Origin of the sequence: Marinobacter halophilus (assembly GCF_003007685.1) — a bacterium.
GTDB lineage: Bacteria > Pseudomonadota > Gammaproteobacteria > Pseudomonadales > Oleiphilaceae > Marinobacter > Marinobacter halophilus.
This window is the reverse complement of record NZ_PXNN01000017.1, coordinates 296,129-319,025: the sequence shown is the minus strand read 5'-3', so window position 1 is coordinate 319,025 and position 22,897 is coordinate 296,129. Positions and strand designations below refer to the sequence as shown.

At 50.9% G+C, this 22,897-nt stretch carries 19 protein-coding genes; 14 read left to right on the top strand and 5 right to left on the bottom strand.

Going from position 1 to position 22,897, the window contains the following annotated elements:
* Positions 1 to 4: 4 nt before the first annotated feature.
* Complete coding sequence (locus tag C7H08_RS15325) at positions 5 to 1,180, bottom strand: carboxylate--amine ligase (protein ID WP_106673108.1); 1,176 nt, start codon at positions 1,178 to 1,180, stop codon at positions 5 to 7.
* A gap of 200 nt (positions 1,181 to 1,380) precedes the next feature.
* Here C7H08_RS15325 and C7H08_RS15320 point away from each other — a divergent pair, with 200 nt between their 5' ends.
* From C7H08_RS15320 to C7H08_RS15305, 4 genes are all read left to right on the top strand, one after another.
* The gene (locus C7H08_RS15320) at positions 1,381 to 1,920 is read left to right on the top strand and encodes an arsenate-mycothiol transferase ArsC (protein WP_133169837.1); all 540 of its coding nucleotides are present in this window, start codon (positions 1,381 to 1,383) and stop codon (positions 1,918 to 1,920) included.
* Positions 1,913 to 3,193, top strand: coding sequence for an O-antigen ligase family protein (locus C7H08_RS15315; protein WP_106673106.1), 1,281 nt, complete (start codon positions 1,913 to 1,915; stop codon positions 3,191 to 3,193). Before C7H08_RS15320 ends, C7H08_RS15315 begins: the two co-directional genes overlap by 8 nt.
* On the top strand, positions 3,190 to 4,452 hold the full coding sequence (locus C7H08_RS15310) for a glycosyltransferase family 4 protein (protein WP_106673105.1): 1,263 nt from the start codon (positions 3,190 to 3,192) through the stop codon (positions 4,450 to 4,452). The genes C7H08_RS15315 and C7H08_RS15310 overlap by 4 nt, the downstream gene beginning before the upstream one ends.
* Before the next feature lie 128 nt (positions 4,453 to 4,580).
* A complete protein-coding gene (locus C7H08_RS15305; RefSeq protein ID WP_106673104.1) occupies positions 4,581 to 6,338 on the top strand; it encodes a hypothetical protein in 1,758 nt (585 codons plus the stop codon).
* Positions 6,339 to 6,452: 114 nt separating this feature from the next.
* On the opposite strand, the gene C7H08_RS18115 is transcribed toward C7H08_RS15305, so the two are convergent.
* Positions 6,453 to 7,376, bottom strand: a complete 924-nt coding sequence (locus tag C7H08_RS18115) for a hypothetical protein (RefSeq protein ID WP_133169836.1) — start codon at positions 7,374 to 7,376, stop codon at positions 6,453 to 6,455.
* 230 nt (positions 7,377 to 7,606) lie between these two features.
* On the opposite strand from C7H08_RS18115, the gene C7H08_RS15285 reads away from it, so the two are divergent.
* From C7H08_RS15285 to C7H08_RS15275, 3 genes are read left to right on the top strand one after another with little or no spacing between them, the layout of a single operon-like run.
* The gene (locus C7H08_RS15285) at positions 7,607 to 8,461 is read left to right on the top strand and encodes a sulfotransferase family protein (RefSeq protein ID WP_106673100.1); all 855 of its coding nucleotides are present in this window, start codon (positions 7,607 to 7,609) and stop codon (positions 8,459 to 8,461) included.
* A 10-nt stretch (positions 8,462 to 8,471) separates the two neighbouring features.
* Positions 8,472 to 9,656 carry a glycosyltransferase family 4 protein gene (locus C7H08_RS15280; protein WP_106673099.1) on the top strand — a complete coding sequence of 395 codons (1,185 nt, stop codon included), beginning with the start codon at positions 8,472 to 8,474 and terminating at the stop codon, positions 9,654 to 9,656.
* 39 nt (positions 9,657 to 9,695) lie between these two features.
* Positions 9,696 to 10,832 carry a glycosyltransferase gene (locus C7H08_RS15275; protein ID WP_106673098.1) on the top strand — a complete coding sequence of 379 codons (1,137 nt, stop codon included), beginning with the start codon at positions 9,696 to 9,698 and terminating at the stop codon, positions 10,830 to 10,832.
* Here the strand turns inward: C7H08_RS15275 and C7H08_RS15270 are convergent.
* On the bottom strand, positions 10,817 to 11,959 hold the full coding sequence (locus C7H08_RS15270; protein ID WP_106673097.1) for a glycosyltransferase family 4 protein: 1,143 nt from the start codon (positions 11,957 to 11,959) through the stop codon (positions 10,817 to 10,819). The genes C7H08_RS15275 and C7H08_RS15270 overlap by 16 nt on opposite strands.
* 154 nt (positions 11,960 to 12,113) lie before the next feature.
* Here C7H08_RS15270 and C7H08_RS15265 point away from each other — a divergent pair, with 154 nt between their 5' ends.
* Genes C7H08_RS15265 through C7H08_RS15250 form a run of 4 tightly spaced genes read left to right on the top strand, consistent with a single transcriptional unit; the run spans position 12,114 to position 16,776 of the window.
* Entirely contained in the window at positions 12,114 to 13,274 is a 1,161-nt protein-coding gene (locus C7H08_RS15265) for a glycosyltransferase family 4 protein (RefSeq protein WP_106673096.1), read from the top strand.
* Positions 13,275 to 13,279: 5 nt separating this feature from the next.
* Entirely contained in the window at positions 13,280 to 14,068 is a 789-nt protein-coding gene (locus tag C7H08_RS15260; protein WP_106673095.1) for a sulfotransferase family protein, read from the top strand.
* A complete protein-coding gene (locus tag C7H08_RS15255; RefSeq protein WP_106673094.1) occupies positions 14,061 to 15,335 on the top strand; it encodes a polysaccharide pyruvyl transferase family protein in 1,275 nt (424 codons plus the stop codon). Before C7H08_RS15260 ends, C7H08_RS15255 begins: the two co-directional genes overlap by 8 nt.
* Positions 15,328 to 16,776, top strand: coding sequence for a lipopolysaccharide biosynthesis protein (locus tag C7H08_RS15250; protein WP_106673093.1), 1,449 nt, complete (start codon positions 15,328 to 15,330; stop codon positions 16,774 to 16,776). Before C7H08_RS15255 ends, C7H08_RS15250 begins: the two co-directional genes overlap by 8 nt.
* 76 nt (positions 16,777 to 16,852) lie before the next feature.
* Here the strand turns inward: C7H08_RS15250 and C7H08_RS15245 are convergent, their stop codons facing one another.
* Both C7H08_RS15245 and C7H08_RS15240 read right to left on the bottom strand, forming a co-directional pair.
* The gene (locus tag C7H08_RS15245) at positions 16,853 to 17,995 is read right to left on the bottom strand and encodes a glycosyltransferase family 4 protein (protein WP_106673092.1); all 1,143 of its coding nucleotides are present in this window, start codon (positions 17,993 to 17,995) and stop codon (positions 16,853 to 16,855) included.
* Positions 17,992 to 19,020, bottom strand: a complete 1,029-nt coding sequence (locus tag C7H08_RS15240) for a polysaccharide deacetylase family protein (RefSeq protein ID WP_227663295.1) — start codon at positions 19,018 to 19,020, stop codon at positions 17,992 to 17,994. The genes C7H08_RS15245 and C7H08_RS15240 overlap by 4 nt, the downstream gene beginning before the upstream one ends.
* Before the next feature lie 130 nt (positions 19,021 to 19,150).
* On the opposite strand from C7H08_RS15240, the gene C7H08_RS15235 reads away from it, so the two are divergent.
* The 3 genes from C7H08_RS15235 (at position 19,151) to C7H08_RS15225 (ending at position 22,862) form a co-directional block, all read left to right on the top strand.
* Positions 19,151 to 20,479, top strand: a complete 1,329-nt coding sequence (locus tag C7H08_RS15235) for a phenylacetate--CoA ligase family protein (RefSeq protein ID WP_106673091.1) — start codon at positions 19,151 to 19,153, stop codon at positions 20,477 to 20,479.
* Between the two features lie 77 nt (positions 20,480 to 20,556).
* Positions 20,557 to 21,693, top strand: coding sequence for a glycosyltransferase family 2 protein (locus tag C7H08_RS15230; protein ID WP_106673090.1), 1,137 nt, complete (start codon positions 20,557 to 20,559; stop codon positions 21,691 to 21,693).
* Positions 21,694 to 21,755: 62 nt separating this feature from the next.
* On the top strand, positions 21,756 to 22,862 hold the full coding sequence (locus tag C7H08_RS15225; protein ID WP_165793971.1) for a DegT/DnrJ/EryC1/StrS family aminotransferase: 1,107 nt from the start codon (positions 21,756 to 21,758) through the stop codon (positions 22,860 to 22,862).
* Positions 22,863 to 22,897 lie beyond the last annotated feature (35 nt).

Here is a 22,897-nt window from a genome sequence, read left to right as displayed (position 1 = left end):
ATCGTTAACCTTTGAGTGCACGTAGATATTGTTTCACCTCGAACCAGAAGGGGCGAAGATCTTGCCAGCGGTTAACCTCGTGCCGGGTTCGCAATCCTGGCTTAATAAACCGCAAAATTTCTATTAGTTTCTGGCCGAACGAGTAGGTGTCAGGGGAGGATTTCAACACCAGGTAAAGCCGGTCAAGGTCTCCCAGTAGCCATCTTACCCGCCGTCGTTGCCAGCCTGCCTGAGGTACGGTTTGCCCGGTGCTGGCTAGATACAGCCACCAGGGAAAATCAATGCCGGAATCTACGGCTAGCTGCAGCGACCCCCAGAACCGGGGGTTAACTTCCATCAGGTAACCGGTGCCATCCTCGGCGACCCGGAATTCCACCATGGCAACGCCATGCCAGCCAGCCTTACGAAGCAGTTTTTCGGCATGGCTTTTAAGCTGGTCGTTCACCGGGGCGGACTCACAAAGAACGCTGACCCCCCCGCCCGGTGGTTTTTCCCGAAGCCTGCGATGGGCGAAAAAACACACCGGTTCGCCATGATCAAACAGGGCAAAGATGCCCTGGCCGGAACCCTTGACGAAAGATTGGAGGGTGAACGGGAAACGGAAAAACTCATGGTTGCGCAACGCCTCTGACGCTTCTTGAGTCGAGTGCGCAATAACAACCTGTGTCGAAACAATGGACGCAGGCTGAAGAATCTTTGACTTGAACGGCTTCAGCACCACCGGAAAGTGTTCGATGGTCTCCAGAGCCTTGAGGCCCTCATCCGCATTTTCACAGAAGAGTGTATCCGGCACCGGCACGCCGAGCTGCAGTGCGAGTTGGAACAGGTTATTTTTATTGGCAAGCCGCTCAACCGACTCCGTTTCGGGGAAGGGAAGTGTCACTCGCGCAGGCAGCTCATCCCGGTAGGCGAGAATAACGTAAGTGCTGGCTTCTGTGATGGGGAGCAGAAATGTAATGTTCAGCTCATCAATTTGATTAAGGAGGTCTTCAAAAAACTGCCGGGGCGAGGTAAAAGGATCAGCATAGGTGATGCTGCGGCGACAATACCGCGAAACGCCTGTCATGGACGGAGAGCAACTTTCACCGACCGCCACCCATAACCCTTTTGCGCCCAGTGAGCGCACGGCTGCAAGTGCTGCCCGCTGATTTCCGTCCAGCACCAGAATTCTGGCTTCCATAGGTAGCAACGTCCTGTGTTTTTACCAAGTATTCAACTGTTGGCCGATTATCCTGCATAATGAGGCTGATTTCTATCGAAGCCACACAGAACGGTAGGAAAAGCCCGAGGTGGGTGCCAGTGGCAACCTGACTTGTGGCATGATGGGCAGCAAAAGGGAAGTCAGTCAGCGTTCGGGTTGAACTATAGGGAGATTATGCATTGAGCCGGTGGATGTACGAGCGGTATGGCTCGAAAAAAGGATTTCTCAGATTCTATTATCACCGGGTTCTGGCGCTTGCTGGCGTATATCGGAGGTATTCCCGGAACGCTGACTTCCCGGCCACTCGACGGGTAGTTTTCATCTGTAGCGGAAACATTTGCCGCAGCCCGCTGGCCGAGGTGTATGCTCGCAGTCTCGGAATGGAAGCGGCTTCCTGCGGCCTGAACTGTGGTGACGATTATCCCGCAGACCCCCGGGCGCGGGAATTTGCCAGGGAGCAAGGGCTAAGCCTTGAGCACCATAAGACGGTCAATGTCCGGGATTTCAGGTTTGAGGACTCGGATCTTGTTGTCGTTATGGAGCCTTCCCACCTAGGCCAGTTCGAAAAGAAGGTAGGCAGGAACTACACATTGGTACTCGCAGGAAATTACTGCGAAAAGCCCACACCCTACATCCACGACCCCTTCAATTGTTGCCCGGCGTTCTTCACGCGGTGCGAAGCAACCGTCATGGAATCGGTGCGGGGTCTCTATGCGTAAGAAGGTCGCAGAAATTACCGATGAGGATTTCTACTCTCTCAAAGCAGGTGTGATCTGGCGATATTTCAAAGGCGAAAGCTTTGCTTTCTGGATGATATGCGCCTATCTGTTTTTTGAGTACGTGCGGCCTCAATCTATCTTCCCCATGATAGATTTTCTTCCTTGGACAAAGTTAGTTGTCATCGGTGCTATCTTGGGGTGCTTTGCTGACAGAACAGTCCGGTGGGTGTCCTCATCTATAAACGTTTTGCTGATACTGTTTCTCATCTTAATTCTCTTGTCCAGTGTCTTTGCCTACTTTCCGTCGGTTTCTTATGCAAAACTGGACAGCTATTACCTTTGGGTAATCATCTATTTTCTTATTATCAATATCGTAAATACCAGGAAACGATTCTTTATTTTTCTGTGTATCTTTCTGGTGGCGTCCTTCAAAATTTCATTTTCCCTTGCCATCACTTGGGCAAAGCGGGGTTTTGCCTTCACCGACTGGGGTTTAATGGGGCCGCCTGGATTTTTCCAGAACTCAGGTGAACTGGCCATCCAGATGCTGGTGTTCTGGCCCATTGCCTGGGCTTTTGCCCACTCTGTGAAGCCTTACGTAAGCAAAAACTGGTACTGGTTGCTGATGCTGATGCCTATTACAGCGATCATGGTGATTCTTGGTGCCAGCTCTCGTGGGGGACAGCTTGCGTTGGTGGTGCAACTTGTTGTGATGAATTACAGAACTGTTTTCAAACCCAAAGTGCTTATCTCTTGTGGTGTGGCGTTTTTCCTGCTGTGGACATTTTTGCCGGAGGCGCAAAAGGAGCGTTTTCAATCGATGGGGGAGGATAAAACGTCTCAACAACGTATTTTGTACTTTGAAAACGGTATTGAAATGATAAAGGATAACCCCTTGCTCGGGGTCGGCTACTTTAATTTTCCTTCCTATTTTGCAAGATATTATCCAGATGATGTGCTCCTCGGTAGAGCGGAACTCCCACACAACATCTTTATTCAGATAGGAACGGACGTAGGCCTGTTAGGGTTAGCGGTATTTTCAGGGTTTTTGTTGGTTTCCTACCGGATTGGTAGGCGCTTTAAGGTCGAGGGCTGTGAAGATCGGCAAGCATTAATTGGCCGCTGCGCCAATTTATCCCTACTTGGCTTTGTGGTTGCAGGCCAGTTTGTCACCGTCGCGTATTACCCATTCCTCTGGATTCATCTTGCGCTCGCAGTGGCGATGAACAACAGCTTCACAGTCAGCAGAAAGAAAAACCAAGGACGATCATGAAGTTACTCTGGGTGTCTCATCTCATACCGTATCCTCCCAAAGGAGGAGTGCTGCAACGAACCTACAATATGATCAGGGAGGTCAGTAAGTATCACGAAATTACTCTCGTTGCTTTCAACCAGGCAAGCTTTCTTTCAGCGAGCCTCCCTGATCAGGAAGATCCGCTCGAATTTGCCAAGCGGGAACTGCTCAAAAGTATTGAATCCATACACGTACTTACAATCCCGGAGGATGCTATTCCCGGGGGGCGATATTCAACGGCATTGAAGGCATTGGTTAGTGGGCGAGCCTACAATATGGAATGGCTTAGATCAGCAGAGGCCAGGAAAGTGATCCTTAACCTGATCTCCGAAAAGTCCTTTGATGCGGTGCATCTCGATACCGTCAGTCTCTGCGTCTATTCTGATCTTTTTGAGGGGCTACCCGTTGTTCTCAACCACCATAATTTCGAATCCGCCATGCTCAAATCACGTTCAAAAACCGAACGCAATCTGATCAAAGGCTTCTACTACAGATTCGAGGCGGCGCGGCTATTGAAAAGTGAGATCCAGCATTGCCGTGCATCACACCTCAATATTACTTGTTCTGACGAAGACGCGGATGCAATGGCTGCTGTCATTGGTGGCGGCAAATTCACGTCAGTTCCAAACGGAGTTGATGTTTCCTATTTTTACCCTAACCCTTCAATCGCGGTGAAAGAGAAAAGTATTGTGATCGTGGGGGGGCTTTCCTGGTACCCGAACCGGGAGGCGGTAGAGTATTTTATCCGAGAAATATGGCCTTTGATCAAAATGCGGATTCCGGATATGAGCGTAGATATCATTGGCCGTGGGCCAACTCAGGAGATGTTGAAGGTTGCCGAAAACGATGAATCGTTCCGTGTTCACGGCTTTGTCGATGATGTGCGAGACTACCTCTGGCGCGCCCAGTTCTATCTTTGTCCGATTCGTACCGGGGGGGGGACAAAACTCAAGATACTCGATGCATTAGCGAGTGGTTGTTGCATCATCGCTGACCCATTTGCTTGCAAGGGCATCAAGGTAAAGGGCGGGGTCGATGTGGTATATGCGGAAAAACCCGAAAGGTACGTGGAGGCGATGCTGGAAATTCTGGATCACCCCGAGCGAGAGGCGCGACTGCGTGAATCAGGTCCCGAGTTGATCCAGACTCGATATAGTTATACCAGCATAGGGAAAAACTACGCGGAAGCATTAGAGGAACTTGTGATGCAATCTGGTCTTCGGGATAGGAGTGCCTGATAAATCATCAGAATGGGCTCTACAGAAATGGGTCGAACAGGTACAGTTTGAGAGCGCTCAATGAAATGCTCAGGAAAGAGAAAAATTATACGATTTAGTAATCTACAGGCGAAGACAAGGAAATAGTTATGGCTGTATTTACCATTGAAGATGTTTCCGAAACCGTAACTAAGGTGGCGGCAGAATGCGCGGAGCGCACGCACTTTACGGTCAACTCGCAGTGGGGCATTCGTTTCGAAGGCACTATGGCAACACGCACAGATCTGGAGAAATGGATTTTCATCTGGTACGGAGAGTCAAATGTCGAGCCCGATTTCAAGCGCGTAGTGGATTTGATCGAATCGGGGCACTTCGCTGAGTTGTGGGGCTTCCGCGGGGTGCTGATCGCCATCAGTAAGGTTGATGGCTGTATCTATGTATTCAATGATGCCTACGGCTCGTTTCCGGTATACGTGAATAGCTCACGCCGGGAAGGAGAGCCGATCGTTTCAGACTCCATGCGTTGTTTTGCCGGTCATAATGTTGACTGGGTGTCGTTTTACCAGTTTCTCAGCCTCGGATATATTTTTGGTGGCAATTCCCTATTTGATGGCGTCTCACGCTTAAAAGCCAATTGCGGTCTTAAACTTGCCTATGTAAATGAAAAGCCTGTGATTTCACGGTTCCCGCTGAAAAATTTCTGGAATGGCTCTGGTACAGCGAGCACTGATGACCTCATTGATATCTTCCGCGCAGAGGCGGAGGGCTTCGAAGATACACAGATCATGATGTCGGGCGGTTGGGACTCAAGGTTGCTTCTAACCGTCTTAGAGCATAAGAAACCTTTGCTGTACACCCATGGCAATCTTCAGAGCCGGGAGACCGCGATAGTCAGGGATATCGCTTCAGTCTGCGGCTTACCCCTTGTGGAGCGTGGCTTCGACCCGGTTGATTTTGGCGTAGAGATTTTTTCTAGTTACCTACGCAAAAATGAGTCGGCGATGTTTACCCATTGGAATCCCGCCGGCTTACAAGCTGCGCAAAAGAAATTGCTGATGACGGCTGGCACCTTTGGTGAGGTCCTCGGAGGGCATTATGGCACTCTGAATACACTCCCTGGAAAGAAGAAATATGCGTCTCTATTGATGCATATGGTTGGTGCCGGAGCGCTCCTAGACAGCGTTCTTCACCTGCATGACCGGCAAACAATTTTGAGTTATCTCAGGATGTCCAATTACCGGGTGTTGTGGTTTGTCGAAAGTCAGCTAGCTGAAAACCTCCGCTCCCGAGATCTCGTTGAGCAATCGAATCAGCGCGTGAGAGCATTGTTTGAGTCGTACGAGGAGCAAGGGATGGAGGATGCCCAAGCGATGTTCGAAAGATTCTATACTGAACATCGGGGAGGGCAATATATTAATCGGCAGCTGACAAATGCCGCGCAAGGTAACCGATTCCGTAATATTTTTACGAATAGGGAGTTGCTGGCAGCCGCTTCCTCGATACCTTTCTCACAACGCGCGCATAACAAGATCAATAAGGAAATAATTAAAAAGCTGAATCCGAAGTTGCTCGATTTTCCGCTTGCAGCAACCTTGGCCAATGCCCGTAGGCCGTTATTAGTGCAGGAAAGCTCCAGGGCTTTCAGAAAACTAGTTGAGAAAAATACGGTTATGCTACCTCTGTACCAAAAATTTTCGCGTTATGGTGATCGAAGTTTTGGCTGGAATAGCTTTCGTGACATTGTTAGTCAAGAATTAATGGAAAAGGTTTCTCCCTTACTGTCAGATAAGATTTGGAACCACCAAAAACTTAACGAGGCAGTTAAGTCAGATAACTCATCAAACATGTACCCACTTTTCGATATGATATCGAAGGCAATTACTATTGATTATATTATTCGAGAATAATCCCGCCGTTTTGACGGGATTCGAAAGCAGGGCCATCATGGTTGTTAATGAATGATCAGGCTAATACGGAAAAGCCGGGCGCTTAAAGCTAAAATTCCGGATCCCGGCTCCCAACTAGTTTGCTATGGTCAGGACGGGAGGTTTCGGTGCATTTCCCGATGCCTCTACCTTAAGGCCGGTTGAATCCAGGAGCGATTCTTCAGAAATCGTTATATGATCTATCAGCCATTCGGTATCTTGTGAATATGGGCCGTTGGCCCAACCCATGAAATATCCTTCTTTCCAGCCCTGTATTCCTGAGCTGGGCTTTGAAAGCAATGCATCAGTAATTTTATGGAATTGCTTTCTTTCGCTTGCGGGTTCGTTTTCCCATCGATGCCACATCTCTATCACGCCGTCACGTGTGTCGTTATTTGAAGAGGCCTTGAGGTGTATGGTTATTTCCATCCATCTCCCTTGGTCTGCAGGAGAAACGAAAGCATGATGTTGCTGGTGCCCCTTTGATACTCCTGCGGCCCCCTCGTTGTAGTGCACTGCAAGTCGACTTGAACCATCGGAACTGCCCCAGAATTCCCAAATAACAGTAGCGCCCTCACCATTCTGAGAGTACCCATCCATCCATATTGAGAGGAATTTATGATTATTGGGAAACTTTTGCCCATGATAATAGTTGATTGGAACTTTAACCCAGTATTGCATCCACAGCTCTTCATGTGCAGTTCCTAGGTCAAATCTTTGTTCCGATAAGCTTTGGCCTGCAGGATAACGGAAGCGTAAACTGTGGTCTTCATGCTTGGCGCCCCAATCTCGACCACTCGGAATAGCAATGTTTCTCTCGCCATTGTTATAGACAACAGCATCAGACGTGACAATAGAAGTTCTATTGTTTCGAGCCCAGCTAAAGCCATTATCGTTTGTGGCTGACATGTCTCCGGATTCGAAGGAGTCTACGATTAGAGGCTCTCCATTGGCTGCGCCAGCCAAAAGTGAAAAAAGGGCCAATGCTGTGAGGTGCTTGAGCTGTCTGGGACGTGCCATTTGGATTCTACTCCCGTGCTAATTTGTTTTGCGACTATAACGCATTTTACAAAATTTTGCGTTTTATAAGGTTGTCATTCGGTTACTGCCTGTGAACATTGGAGGTGCGATTCGCGCGACCTGCCGCATGTTTTTCTACTGGTTTCAAACCCTAGAAAACGCTGGTTAAGGTTGAATGCCGAGGCTTTTACGGTATTATTCTCCGCGCAAGCGAACGAAAAGGATTTCAAATGACACTGAATGTCGAAAACAAGCAGAACGTTCTCATTTTCAGGGCGAAGCGACGAGGGCGGCATTACTTGAAGCTGCTTCGCCAGCGTCTCACCCCTTCCCGCGAAACTCGGCCTGTATTCATTTTGGGCAGTGGTCGGTCTGGTACCGATATTGTGTCTCATTGCCTCAGCAAAGCCTGGGACGTGGAGCTCATAAACGAAGATAATCCAACAGCCTTTGAAAATTGGCGTCTGAAAAGCCTTGATGTTGTCGCAAGCGCGGTCGACGCAAGCAAGGCGAGTCTGGTGTTGTTCAAGCCCATTGTCGAAACGCTCAGGGCAAATGAATTTCTGGCAGAGTTCCAGTCAGCCACGGTCGTCTATGTTGTCCGAAATCCCGACGATGCGATTAACTCAATGGCACGCTTTTTTGGCGAGGCTCAGGTTCGGGCGGTAAAGAGCTGGGTTGAGACAGACTTTGACCGGCAGCCGCTTGCGCCCCCTGAGATCAGGGAGTTCATTGCAAGCCACTGTCATGCTGACCTTTCGGTAGCGGATGCCGCGGGCCTGTACTGGCTCCTGTATAACAGCGCTTATCTATTTCTTGGCCTGCAATCGAACGCCCGAGTCACCATGATCCGGTATGAGGACCTGGTCCAGAAGCCTGAAGAGACGATGCGGGAGATCTGTGACTTTCTTGGCATAAAATGGTCCCCCTCCATGACGGATGAAGTTTACGCGGGTTCCGTTGGCAAGAACCGAAAACCCGATTTGTCGCCCGCTATCGAGACGGAGTGTCTTGACGTCTGGGGCCGGTTAATCGGAGAGCAGCGCCAGAACAACACCTCCGGATCAGTTAATAAATCGCTTTAAGGTACCAATCATGTCATCGCTAAAGATCGGGCACGCCGGCAGGCAGTATCCTGAAGTGCGTAATATCATCGGCTGTGTCGAGGGCGCCAATTATCAACTCTGTCGGGATTACTACTCCCTGTTACGAAGATTCGGGCCGCTACTGGGCGCGGACCCGTCGTCAAATCGATTTTTTGACCAGCAGTTCCGGTTCCGTGATTTTGGCTTCAACAGAGTAGACTGCTTGCACCTTTTCAATGGCATCAACTATTCCCGAACACCGTGGGTAACGACATACGAGACGCTGATCCCTCGTTTTCGTCACGTGTTGACGAATCATACAACTGATACCGAGCGTGTTCGTTCATCTGAAAAAGCAAAGCGTGCACTGTCATTACTCGCTTCTGAGCAGTGTAGGGGATTGATTGCGCTGTCGGGCAGTGCAAGGCAGATCCAGGGCCAGTTTCTTGGCCATTTTCCTGAATTTAAAGATCAGATAGAGAACAAGACCGTCGTGCTGCATCCGCCCCAGAAGCCGTTAGCTGATCCCGAGATGGAGTTGACCTTTCCCTATGAGAACAGTGGAATAGTGAGTTTCATGCTTGTTGGCCATCACTTTTTCCGAAAGGGGGGAGAAGAGGTTATTGAGGCGCTGGCAGAGTTTCGGCGGCGAGGTGATACCGATTTCCGGCTGGTAATTGTGAGCCGCCTTCAGACAGACTCCTACGCGTCCTCGGCAGATGCTGACGATGTAATACGTGTCAGGGCTCTGATTAACGAAAATAGCGAGTGGATAGAGCATTATGAAGCGCTCAGCCCGGAAGATGTTCTAGAGAAAATGCGATTGTGCGATATCGGCTTGCTACCCTCTTACGCCGAAACCTATGGCTATTCAGTTCTGGAATTCCAAGCGTGTGGCAGGCCGGTAATTACAACCAATGTTCGAGCTTTTCCGGAAATTAACAGTGATGATCGGGGCTGGCTTATTCCCGTTAGCAAGCGGGAGATTGGCGGAGAGGCCTACTTTAAGACTGACCAGGATCGAGCAGCCCTTTCTAATGCGATCAAGACAGGATTGACTGGGGTGGTTGAGGGTATCCTGGCAAACCCACAACAGATCAGGACCAAAGGGACTCTCGCCCTGGCCCACATTCTGTCAAACCATAATCACAAGAGTTTTGGTCAATCACTCGAGGCTTTGTATCGCCGGGCCTAGTCGTCTGGTTAATTAATCTCGCGCCACAGGAAGTGCATTATGTCGTTTAAACTGGCTGTTGTTGTCAATAAGGATGGAAGCGAGTTCGGCCCGTCGGAAACCTTTCTTCACGCCCATATCAACGGCATGCCTTGTTCCGTCATGTCTCTGGTCGGGAATCCTGGCTACCGGATGTTGCGCACGGGCAGTTCTGGCCCCGGGGCCTATCTGGCGTCCCGGTCGGTCCTTCCACTGGGACTGCGCTGGCTGCAACGGAAAATGTCGGGCTGTACCGTCGCCACCCAGGATACCGCAGCATTGAAGCGTTTTCTGGTAAGCAATGGGATCAGCGCGGTGCTGGCGGAATACGGGCCAACAGCGGTATCGGTGATGGAGGCCTGCAAGCAGGCAAAGGTGCCCCTGGTGGCTCAGTTTCATGGCTATGACGCGTATCGGGAGTCCTTGCTGACGGAGCTGGAGGGCTCATACCGGCAGCTTTTTGAAAACGCTACGGCCATTGTTGGTGTATCAACCCACATGTGTGAACAGTTATCAAAACTGGGCGCGCCTGCAGATAAACTGTTCCACAACGCCTGTGGTGCAGAAGTGTCTGCCGAAGCAGCAGAGTTGCCAGAGCAAGCGCCGACATTCCTGATGGTGGGCCGCCTGGTTGAGAAAAAGGCACCTTTCGTCTCGATACTGGCGTTCGCGGATCTCTTGAAGCATGTTCCCGATGCGCGTCTTGAGGTGATCGGTGACGGGCCGCTGAAGTCGCCTTGCCTTCAAATGGCAAAGGCCTTGTCTGTGGACGACCGCATCACATTTTCAGGTGCCCAGCCCCATGACTATGTGCTTAAGGCCATGAAACAGGCTAGCGGGTTTATTCAGCACTCCGTGCGCGCCCCTGACGGCGATATGGAGGGAACCCCGGTGGGTGTACTGGAAGCTATGGGTATGGGCCTTCCAGTTGTCTCCACCCGTCATGGTGGTATTCGCGATATTATCGATGAGGGCGAGACCGGATTGCTGGTTGACGAATACGATGCGAACGGAATGGCGGCGGCATTGATTCAGGTGGCGACCAAGCCGGATGTCGCAAAACGGATGGGGGAACAGGCGCGCGCCAAAGTTCTGGAAAACTGGACGTCCGAAAAGAGCGTTGAACGGCTCTGGCAGATAATTCAGAACAGCGTCTGACAGGCTCTTCGAAACTCTTGGGCGCAGTTTTCCAGGCTATATTGTGAGTTGGCTTTCGTCTTGGCGGCTAGCCCCATTGCTTGCCGTCGGTTCTCATCGTTGAGAAGGGCGGCAATGTACGACGCGGCGCTGACAACATTGTTTTTCTCATAGACAAAGCCATTGTCCTCATGATCAATCGCCTGTTTTACTGAGGCGATATCGGGCACGAGCACCGGTAGACCCGCGCTCATATATTCCGCAATGGAAAGCGAAAACCCCTCGCCAAGAGCCGCATGCATGGCCATGTCGGCGGCGCTCAGGAACTCTTTAGCATCGGTTCGGAATCCGGGCAGGCGCACGTGCTCCTGAAGATTCAGCGTATGGACCAGCTGTTGCAAACGGTTAAAGTCAGGGCCATCGCCAATGAGTACGAACACAAGGTTGTTATCCGGCAGGATCTTTTGAAGCTCTGCGGCGGTGTTGATAATAAAATCAAAACGCTTGTAGGGATGCGCCCGACCGGTGGTGATACAGACGCGTCGATCGCCAGGAATGTCCAGGCTCTTCAGCAGCAACTCTCGCGAAGCCGTGGCCGGTGGCACTGGCGGTATACCATTCTGCACGACGTGACAGTGTTGGCTGGGGATCCGGCCATTGGAAATACTTCGTTGGCGCATCAGCGGTGAAACACAGAGCTGACTGTCTGCGCAGACAAGCGGCAGTCGGTGGCGTATGGCCTTTATCAGTCCCTTTAGTCCGCCAATAGCGGGCCGGTCGCCGGGCGTGTGATCATGCACGACGATGTTACGCACACCTGCTCGACGTAACGCCGCATAGATGGGGTTGAACCAGGCGCGATCTGTGAGATATATGTGGCGGATATTGTTGGTCTTGATGAAGGTTTTGAGCTCCGATGTCAACGTACCGGATTTCGGGATATCAAGCTCGACGGGGGTAATGCAGCTGTCTTTTATCGTGTCTGGAAGCTGGGTGATGCTCGGGTAGGCAAGGAATGCTTTTGCTCCTCGAGACGTGAAGTCGTTCGCCAGGAGAACCCAGAACTGTTCCATCAGCCACCAAGCGTACCCCACATCGGATGGATAGTTGGAGACCAGCAATATATTTCCATTATCGTGCTGCTTCATTGAAGATTCCGTTCAAATTTCGCGTATCCGGGGTTGCAGACAAGAGCACCTTTCGGTGGTAGCATCCCTGCGTTAATTGGCGTCGTAATGATGCCAGAAAGCGCAGTTCCCGACCAGACTGCTGCGCTTGTACCAGTGATAAGGAGATTGCCGGGTGAAAATTGGTTATATGTACAAGATGCACGCCTACCCCCCCAAAGGTGGCAACCATGTCCATGCATTGGAGTTGGTGCAGGGATTTCTTAAAGCAGGCCATCAAGTCTGTGTTCTCGACGACCCCACCATGCCGGGTGCAAGCAACTTTTCCGGTAATTCGACCGACGATCTCCAGGCCTTCATCGCCAACATCGACGTTCTTTATATTAGAATTGATGCCCGTTATCTTGGGGAATGGTCGGAGGTTGGCGCCTGCATGGAAATGGCGGGTAATCGGCCGATAGTATGGGAGATCAATGCACCTGCCAACGAAACCCTTGCCTTCTCCTGGCTCGGTGGTCGCCGACTTAACGTATCAGAGTCCTGGCTCAAGCGCCTGAAACGCTGGGTTCACGCAACTCGAAAAATGCCCGGTATAAAAAAAGAAGAATCGTTACGGCGAAATCTTGCGAAACGAGTTGATTCAGCGATCTGTGTCTCTACAGCGCTCAAAGAGTATGCCGTTAATACCCTTGGAATCGCGAATGCGACTGTTTTGCCGAACGGTGGCCCGCTGATTTCCGAAGAAGAAATAAATCTTCGCCGACAGAAGCGGACCAACGATCGCTTCACCGTGTTTTACAGCGGCAGTGCGATTTACCCGTGGCAAGGCCTTGATTACCTCTCTGCTGCAATTCGCCTGGCTGAGGATCAAGCCCCTGACATCAGGTTTTTGTTGGCCGTAAATCAGCATTCCGACTCTGTTCCAACTGGGCGTAACGTAAAAGTTGTTCAGGGACTGAACAGAGAACAGATTCTGGATGCCATCTGTTCGGCAGATGCCTGTGTTGCCCTTCATCCGGAATACTTCTGGTCTCCCTACCGTTTTCACGGCTCTCCAATGAAGTTGTTTGAGTACACGGCCTGTGGGACGGCGATAGTGACATCGGACCGGGGCCAAATGGCGGAACTGATCGAGCATGGCACTAACGGGCTTCTTTGCACTGATGCGCCCGAGAATATCCTGGCCCAATTAATGACTCTTCGGGACGACCCGGAACTTGCGCGTAGGCTTGGGTTTGCTGGGTGGCAGATGATTCAGAACGGCCGAAGCTGGGCAGACAACGTATCCACAACACTTGATACTTTCACACGTCTGCTTGAAGCGAAGGAGCGATAAAGCCGATGGCATTGACCAACCTGAGAAGTCGTCTGGCGGGCGCCCTGCCCATGAACAAGGGCAAAGGTAAAGTAATTGTTGCCGGAATGCCCAAGTCCGGCACAACTGCGATTGCCAGCTTGCTGGCTGAAGCCGCCGGTGTTGAGGTTTGTAGTGATCCTTTTCATCAGCTGGATTCGAAAGGGGTCTGCTTCAGGGACGCTCTGTTTTCAGGTGCATTGTCGTTAGAAAGCCTGTGGCGCCAGCACCGAAGCGTGTTTAGTGGGACGGTTGTAAAGGATCCCAACTTCCCGCTTTTTTTAGGTGAGCTAAAACAGCTTTTGCCTGACGCACACATCGTCTTTATTGTGCGTGAGCCGAGGGACAATATACGCAGTATTCTCAGTCGATTGAATATTCCGGGTAACCCGACGGATGGAAAACTGCTTTTGACTAGTGTGAAGGGGACGTGGGGCAGGGTGCTTAATGGCACGTCGCCTGAAATGCCGGGTAGTGACTATCTTGAAAAATTGGCCTGGCGTTGGCGTATTTCCGCAGAGCGTTACCTTGAAAGCCAGGAGCGAATCCATCTGATTCGCTATGAAGATTTCCGTAAGGACAAGAAGGTCCAGATCGACAAAATGGCTGGCGAACTTGGGTTTTCGGACCTGAAAGACATCTCTTCGCTTGTTGATATTCAGTTCCAGCCAAAAGGGACAAGGCCTGCAAGCCTGGAGGATTACTTTGGTAAAGAGAACCTGAAGAGAATAAACGCAATTGTTGGCCCAGTGGCCAAGAGATTTGGTTATGAATAAGCCCTGCGGGCCAAAGCAGATAGTTATTACAAACATTGTTTCTCTTAACACTGGTGATGCCGCAATCCTGTGGGGTATGTTTCAGATTTTGCGTGCCCGGTATGGTGAAGATACCCGCTTCATCGTGTTTGACAAGTCTGCAAAAGCGGCAGGCAAATACTATCCGTGGGCAACTTTCCGCCAGTCGTTGTTTGGCAATCGTCCGCGCACAGGTCTTGCCAGAAAACTCGAAGTTAAGGGCTATGGCCATTGGAATGAGCGATTTCGCTTCATGTCACTGTCGCTTGTCGCGCGGTTGTGCCGATGGAAGCTGGGTGCTCTGGGGCAATTGTTTGCCAGCCGAGAGGATTGCCAATCGGTCGCTGAATATGTAAACGCAGATCTTGTGGTAAGCACCGGTGGCACCTACCTGACTGAAAACTATGGTTTGTGGACCAATATCCGAGACTACCGGTTAACCTTGGCGACGGGCTCTCCACTGGTGTTTTTTACTCAGACGCTTGGGCCTTTTACCCGCCCAGAGTATCGAAAGGCATTTACAGAAATCTTCAATAAGGCATCTTTAATCTGCCTGCGCGATGAGCGATCGCGCCAGCATGTTCTGGAGCTCGGCGTTCAGGCAGAAAAAATCGTTTTGGGAAAGGATCCCGCGTTTGTGATTGCGGCGGAACCGGCGGGTTCGCCGCCTGGCCCGTTACGAATTGCCGTCTCCGTCAGGACTATGCACTTCTTCAACGACGGTGATCGTTCCCTCGCAGAGCAGTATCAAGCTTCCATGGCAGCGATGGTTACCCGTGCGGTGCGGGATCATGGTGCGGAAGTGGTGTTTCTCTCGACCTGCCAGGGTATTCCAGAATACTGGACCGACGATACCAGGCTGGCAGATGAGATTGTGTCCGCCCTGCCACAAGACGTCGTACGGAGCGTCACCATCGACCGCCAGTTCCGACAACCTACAGAGATCGTGAGTGCCTACCAGAGTTTTCACCTGGTCATCGCCACGCGGATGCACGCCGCCATTCTCAGTCTGGTGGCCGGTACACCGGTATTGGGCATCGCATACGAATTCAAACTGGAGGAATTGTTTCATCAGCTGGGGATGGATGAGGCAAGGTTGTCGACAAAGGATATGAGCGTTTCAGGTTCTGAAATTGCACTCGGGTATATGCTCGATAACCTTGAACTCTGGCGAGAAAAGGTACTAGCAGTGCAAGCTGAGTGCAGCCGGCAAGCGGCATCGGTGATGGATAAACTGCCGGATGTCTGAGTTCCAGTCCAGAGTTGTTAAAGCCCTCAGCTGGACGGCCGGCGGAAGGATTGTCAGTCAGGTCATTTCGATGGGCTTCGGCATTGCCCTTGCAAGAATGCTGACACCGGATGACTTTGGACTGATTGCCATGATGATGGTGTTTACTGGCTTTGCGGGGCTATTGACGGATGTGGGCCTGGGGTCTGCCCTGGTTCAACGAAAAGATATTACCGAGCTGCACTACAACACGGTTTTCTGGACAAACCTGGGGTTAGGCGCAGGCCTGACAGGCCTGATTCTGTTTTTTTCCCCTTCAATCGCCGCATTTTATGGGAGGGAAGAGCTTGCTGTCGTTGGGTACATTCTGTCGATAAATTTTTTACTGGGTGCAGCGGCCTTGGTGCCTCGGCAACGGTTGGTGAAAGACCTTACCTTCAAAGTCATCGCATTAGCGGATCTTTTAGGGATGATTGTTGCCGGCATATCCGCGATCGTGATGGTAAAAGCCGGTTACGGGTTCTGGGCATTGGCATGGCAAGCGGTGATTCTAAGGGCGGTCGCAACCCTTTATATCTGGGGTGTTGCGCGTTGGGTTCCGGCGCTGGTGTTCAGTAAGCGAGCACTCGGCGAACTTTTTGGCTTCAGCTTCTACGTGTTTGCAACTCGAATGATCCGGTACGCCACACAGCGTGCCGACAAATTGCTGGCAGGTCGGTTTTTGGGTGGGGATGCCGTGGGCCTTCTTGATAAGGCTCAGTCAATGATGTTGTTTCCCCTACAGAACGTGTCGCATGTTATGGGAAGCGTGATGTTTCCCGCGTTGAGCCTTATCCAGAATGACAGGGATCACGTTCGAAGTGTCTACATGAGATGTACGCAGGCCATTGCATTGCTGACTTTCCCCATGATGGCTGGAATGTTTGCCGTCGCTGAGAGTTTTGTATTTGGAGTTCTGGGGGATCAATGGGGCGATTTGGTCGGCGTGCTCCGAATATTGTGTATTGCAGGGATAGCAACCTCTATCGTTACAGTGACGGGCTCTGTCTACCTGTCTCAGGGAAAGGCCAAGCTGCAATTCAAGGTCAACCTGCTGACCCGCCCGATTGCTCTCCTGGGAGTAGCAGCTGGTATTCCATGGGGAATTGAGGGCATTGCAGTCGGTGCCACCGCTGCGACCCTTATTAATAGTGCGATAACACTGTCGGTGGCAGGAAGCCTCATCGGGTTGCCATTAAGAGACCTGTTGGGTTCGTTGGTTAAAACTCTGGTCGCCGCTCTTCTCATGGGCTTTGTTATTGTTGCTACCGAGCCAATGTTGTCAGATTTGCACGCTCTGTTACGTTTTTTTGTGCAGATATTTGAGGGCGTGCTTGTGTATATCATACTCGCTGTTGTACTCAGAATTCGTGCTATGAAGGACGTATGGCAGTTGCTCAAAGACAGGCGAGCAGCGGCGTAAGGTTCTTCCATCTTTGTCGTTACTCAGGAAGCCGACGTATTGTCCGTACTCGATTGGCAGTCTGGTGAGTTGGCATTTAGATCGGGCCGCGTATTTCGTCCGTTAGGTTAAGGTATATATCACTATAACGTTTGGTGTTCTTGTCGATATTGAATTTTCTGAATAGTACGTCATGTGGATTGGAGCTAGTTTGATCGGCGAGTAATCTGGAAGACTCTGAACATCGCGTGATGCTCTCAGCATAACCTCGAGGAGTGTGGTCCGTTACCAGAATTCCGGCTGCTCCACTATCCAGAACTTCGGGGATGCCACCAACGTGATGCGCGATGATTTTGATGCCCAACGACATGGCTTCAAGCAGGGTCATGGGCAAGCCTTCATGGTCTGACGTCATCAGCAGGATATCCAGCTTTCTCAATTCCTCCAGGGAGGGGTCCACAAACCCTTTAAATTCTATGTGGTTCCTTATATTAAGGTCGTCTGCAAGTTCTTTAAGTTCTTTGTCTAATGGGCCTGAGCCAATCACCACTCCGGTGCATTCAAATCCCTGCTGGTTGAGCAGTGCGATCGTTTGAATGAAGATGTCGACCCGCTTTACGGGCACAAGTCGACCTACTATCCCTATTAGTGGTTTCTCGAGAGGATCGCGAGCTTTGACGGGCCATTGCCGCCTAATCTCCTCGACATCCACGAAGTTGAATATTTTGTGCACTTGTCCGGGAAACATCCGGTTCAAACTTTCTTGTAGTTGCGTAGAGACCGCGATAACCGCTTGCTGGCGAGTGCGACCGAGGAATGTATCCATTTTTTCGATCAACCATTTATGTGGTCGTCTGATCGAAAAGACGTTTTCCGGGTTGCCGTGCACTGTGCGAACGGAGATTTTCACCCCAGCAAACTCCTTGCCCAGTACGCCTAGTACGTTTTCCTTGAATCCGTGAGTGTGGACGATTTTGCTGCCTTGTTCCCGGCAGTGGGCTGCAATCGACCGGGCTATCGCGAGTGGCCCCAGTTTCTTTTCATCCGCCAGTGAGACCGGAATAGCCAGTTCTTTGAGTTTGTTGTAAAGAATACCTTCATTGAACGTGACGACTGTCGGTGCAACCTGATCAGAGGCTTTCAGGGCCCGGCAAAGGTTATAAACCTGAACCTCGGCGCCTGCCCACAAGTCACCAGAAATAACATGTGTCACTACTAACGTTTTGCTATCTGCCGTCATAGCAGGCCGCGCCCTAAGGTTGCCAGCAGGGTTCGACTGCTGTAACTGTTGCCATCATGAAGGTTGAATCGGTGCAGGTCATAGGGGTCACAGCCCGCAAGGTTCCAGCCTGTTTTGGTGGTGCAGGCGGCCTGATAATGTTCTGATACCAGCGTTTCCCCTTTGTCTGTTATATCTCCGTTGGGATAGCAAAAAATAGGCACGCTGTTGATCTCCATTTCCTCAAGGTCTACCTGGCAACCGGCGATTTGTTCCTCCAGCGAATCTACTCTGTTCAGTCGGTTAAGGCGGAAGTGGTTTTTGGTGTGAGCGCCATATTTGATCAGGTTGGCCCCAGACATTTCCTTTAGCTCCCGGGCTTGCAGTATTGCTGGCGCCTGCTCAACCGAGAAAATTACAGTGGTGAGCCGCGAAGTGGTGTCTTTTAAGTGCTGGATGATAGTTGCATCATCCAGGGATTTGAGGCGATTGATTACTTCATCCGCTTCCAGGAGAGAGAGTGGCTTGGAACTGTTTCTGAGACTACCGAGGTAAGGCTCAATCCAGTCGAGCGCTGGATCGTTTAACTGGATACCCGGCCTACGAAGCAATTCTATGACTTGCTCAGGCCAGAAGGTTTCAGCTTTACCGATCATGCCGGTGACCAGAAATATAGTTGCAGGTATCTGTTGTTGGCGGAGCACGGGATAGGCATGGAGATAATTGTCCCTCCAGCCGTCATCAAAGGTGAAAGCTACTGATAGCGCCGGCAGGGGCTCGCCGGTCTCGTTCTTAAGGAGCCATTCATCAAGATGGACAGGGACTGCACCCAATGATCGAATAAATTCTATGTGGTGCTGTAAGTTCCTGGGTGAAATAATCATACCGGGTTGTTCCTGCTCCCGCTCGACGGAACATTCCGGTAGGACCCGGTGGTAGGTGAGGATGATCAGTGCAGGGCTGCGGTTCAGCTTCAGGCGTAGCCACCCGTAGACAGCAAATGTGCTGAGGGCACAAAATTTGATAACAGATCGAATGGTAGTCACACCCAGTGCCTCCTTCAGCCAAGCCAGTGGTTTTGGCCAAAACGTCCATGTATAGTCTGACAGCGGTCAGAGTGTGCCATTCACCGACCGAAAAGTCATCCGGAAGTCAAGCACAGGGAAGGATAGGCGCGTGCATAAGAATTTGTCCAAATTGTTATTCTATTACCCTGCGACAATGCTAAAAGGAGAGCCGATTGCTTTCCTTTTGAATGACTACAGGCGTAATCAGTGGGTGGGGCAGGAGGAGCTAGGTAAACTGCAGTTATCCCGGTTTAAGGCGATACTGTCATACGCCTATAGATACTCTGACTTTTACCGAAAGTTGTATGATGGTGCCGGTATTGTGCCGGAAGCTATAAAAAGCCTTGACGATCTGCGGAATATTCCAACGGTTTCGAAACTTGATCTCATAAACAGCTTAGGTGAAATGTCCGTCGATCGTGGTCGCTTTATTCGGTCGAGCAAAACAACCGGCGGATCCACGGGGCAACCTGTAACGCTTTATAAAAACCCTATGGCCCTTGCTCGCGAAAGGTGCGCTACGGCCCGAGCGTATGAATGGGCTGGGCTAAGTGTAGGTGAGCCGCAATTGAGATTCTGGGGTGTGCCTCATTCAGTCTCGGGTAAAGCGAGTGCTTCGATCACTGACTTAATTGCAAACAGAAAGCGAGTCTCAGCATTTGACCTGACACCCGAGTCACTGAATCAGTATTACCATGAGGCTCTATTGTTTAAGCCTGGTTTCATATATGGGTACGTCAGTGTTATTGAGATATTCGCACGGCATATTTTAGATAATGGCCTGCCGCCAATTTCGTCAGTTAAATCTGTAATTACTACTTCTGAAATTCTAACTAACAAGTCAAGAAAAGTGATATCCAAGGCTTTTGGTGTTTCCGTTTATAATGAATATGGCTGTGGTGAAGTAGGTTCCATCGCACATGAATGTGAACAGGGTGGGATGCATGTGATGTCTGACAACGTACTCCTTGAGATTGAAAAAGATGATTCTGGTGCCGGTGAAATTATCGTTACCGATTTCTACAATCATTCAACGCCTTTGATTCGATATCGGTTGGGTGACTATGCCTCGCTATCAGATGCCCGCTGCGGTTGTGGTAGAGGTTTTCCACTCTTGGAATCTATTCACGGACGAGCATATGATGTTCTCCAGATGCCTTCAGGGAAGCGTGTACACCCAGAAGCTGTTATCTATGTTTTTGAAGGCATTCAATCAAAGACTAGCGCCTTTGAGCAATTTCAAGTGGTTCAGAAGTCTCAGGATCAAATATTGGTAAGGATTATTCCTAATAAAAATTGGTCTGAGGATATACTTGATATGCTGATTTTAGGGTTAAAAAGAGATTTATCGAGTGATATAAGTTACAAGGTTGATATTGTGGATGAGATATATAGAGAGAAGTCAGGAAAGCTCCGACTTGTGAAATGTGAAATGTGAAATGTGAAATGTGAAATGTGAAATGTGAGCTTTTTCTGTTTAACGGCTTGATAGCAAGCGAATAGGGATGTGGGGTTATGCTGAAGCTGATTTTCTGGTTTTCTATTACAGGTACGTTGTTTAGTTATTTTATTTATCCCGTATTGCTTAAATTTCTTCCTCGTCGTCCGGGCGCACAGCGCCAACACATTTGCTCTCAGGCCGAACCAAATGTTTCGTTGATCGTCACAGCCCATAATGAAGCCGGTCGTATTCTAGAAAAGCTTGAGAACTGTTTGAAGCTGTCCTATCCCAATCTTGAGGTCATTGTCGCTTCTGATGCATCCACTGACGAAACGGATCAGGTGGTGGCAGAGTTTTCCGGCCAGGGGGTACGTCTTGTTAGAGCGAATGAGCGTAAGGGTAAGGAATATGCTCAGTTAAAGGCGATTAAGGCATCCAGTGGGGAGATTCTTGTTTTCTCGGATGTGGCAACCTCCATCCCGGAGGGCGCGATTGAGCGGATGATTCGGTACTTTGATGATCCTTCAGTTGGTGCGGTGTCCAGCGAGGATCGATTTGTTAGCCGTGATGGCTCAGTGGCTGGGGAAGGTGCGTATGTTCGTTATGAAATGTGGCTGAGGGGGCTGGAGTCCCAAAGGGCTGGCCTGGTGGGGCTTAGCGGGTCTTTCTTTGCCGCCCGGCGTGAAGTTTGTGATGAAAATTGGGATATTAACTCCCCAAGTGATTTCAATACCGCCCTTAATTGCGCCCGTCAGGGCCTGGTGGCCGTAACGGCACCTGATGTACTTGGCTACTATCAGGACGTAGCGGATGCATCGAAGGAGTATCAACGCAAAATCCGCACGATTATCCGGGGCCTTACAGCGCTTAGTCGCCATATGGAAGTTCTCAACCCGTTCCGGTTTGGCTGGTTTGCCTTTCAGGTATTCGGTCATAAACTGATGCGTTGGGCGGTGCCCTGGTTTCAGGTGTTGTTGTTCATCACCTCGGTATTATTAGCGGGCAGGGGCGGTATCTATGCACTCGCCCTGCTTGTCCAGCTCTTGTTCTACGGTGTCGTGATGGCCGGACATATCAAGCCAGAGTTTCGGGAGCGCACGGTCGTCAAGATTCCTTACTTTTTTGTTCAGGTAAACCTGGCCATCGCCCGTGCCACCGTCGAGTTTCTCAAAGGCCGGCGCATGACCGTCTGGACGCCGTCCAAGCGATGAAGGGGATGTTGAGACCTGTCGGAAGCCGCGTGCCTGCCCCTGATTCAGGAACAGGAGTGAGTTTGCCCTGGGATACCAACTACCACACGTGGACTATGGGCTCTGGCACACAAGCGCTATCGGCAGCGGTGCTGTTGGCGATCAGCCGGTCCAAGGTGAAGAATTCAACGCCAGAGGTCGTTCTGCCTGCCTACGGCTGCCCTGACCTCGTGACGGCAGTAGTGGCGCAGGGCGCAAGACCGGTGCTGGTAGATCTTCTACCCGACTCGCCTTTCATGAGTTATGAATTATTGTCTCGGGCCTTGTCTGACGCCACCGTCGCGGTCATCGCCGCGGGCTTTCTGGGTATGCCTGAGCAGCTTTCCTTGTTGGCGAGCCTGTGCCGGGAGCGTGATGTCTGGCTGATCGAGGATGCCGCACAGTGTTTCCCGCCGGATTGTGCCCGTGAGCCAATCGCGGATTGCGCCGTGCTGAGTTTCGGCCGTGGTAAGCCGATCAACCTGATGGGTGGTGGGGCACTGTTGGTTCGCGCTGACCATAGTGCGAGCGCGGCTGACGTACTGTTCGGTCTGCCAGAAGAGACGTTGAATATTGGCTGGAAATGGAAGGCCAAGCGTTTGGTTTTCAATTTTCTTCTTGGGAGATTCGGCTATGGTCTCCTGAGGAGGCTTCCGTTTCTCGGGCTCGGTACTACGGTTTATAAGCCTCTTCTTGACCTGCACCGGTTACAACTGCCGGGGGGGCTTCTGTTGGCGGGTATTCGAGGCGCCAGTGAACGCTCTGACATTGCTGCAGATTACGTCAGGGAGCTTGGGTTTCTTGCACAGCGCGGCTGGAGGGCGTTCATGGCGGAAGAGCTTTCCGGTGGCAGAAGGGCAGGGCAGGTGACCTTACGGTATGCCTTGTTGGCACCAGACCGGGGGATCAGAGACAAAGCCGTTGACGCGCTGAATGATGTGAGTATTGGTGCCAATGCTTTCTATGGCGCCCCCTTGCCTGAGATAGAGGGGGTATTCGACATTCTGGCCGGCTCAGCCGGGGAGTGTCCGAATGCAAAATCCTTTGCTGATCGACTGGTCACCCTGCCAAGTCATGAAGACGTTACCGGTGCGGACGCCTCCTTGATCGCAGCAACGCTTGACAAGATTACCGTTCAGCATAAAAAATGACCACTGCTGGCTGGCGATAGACATGCCAACCAGTC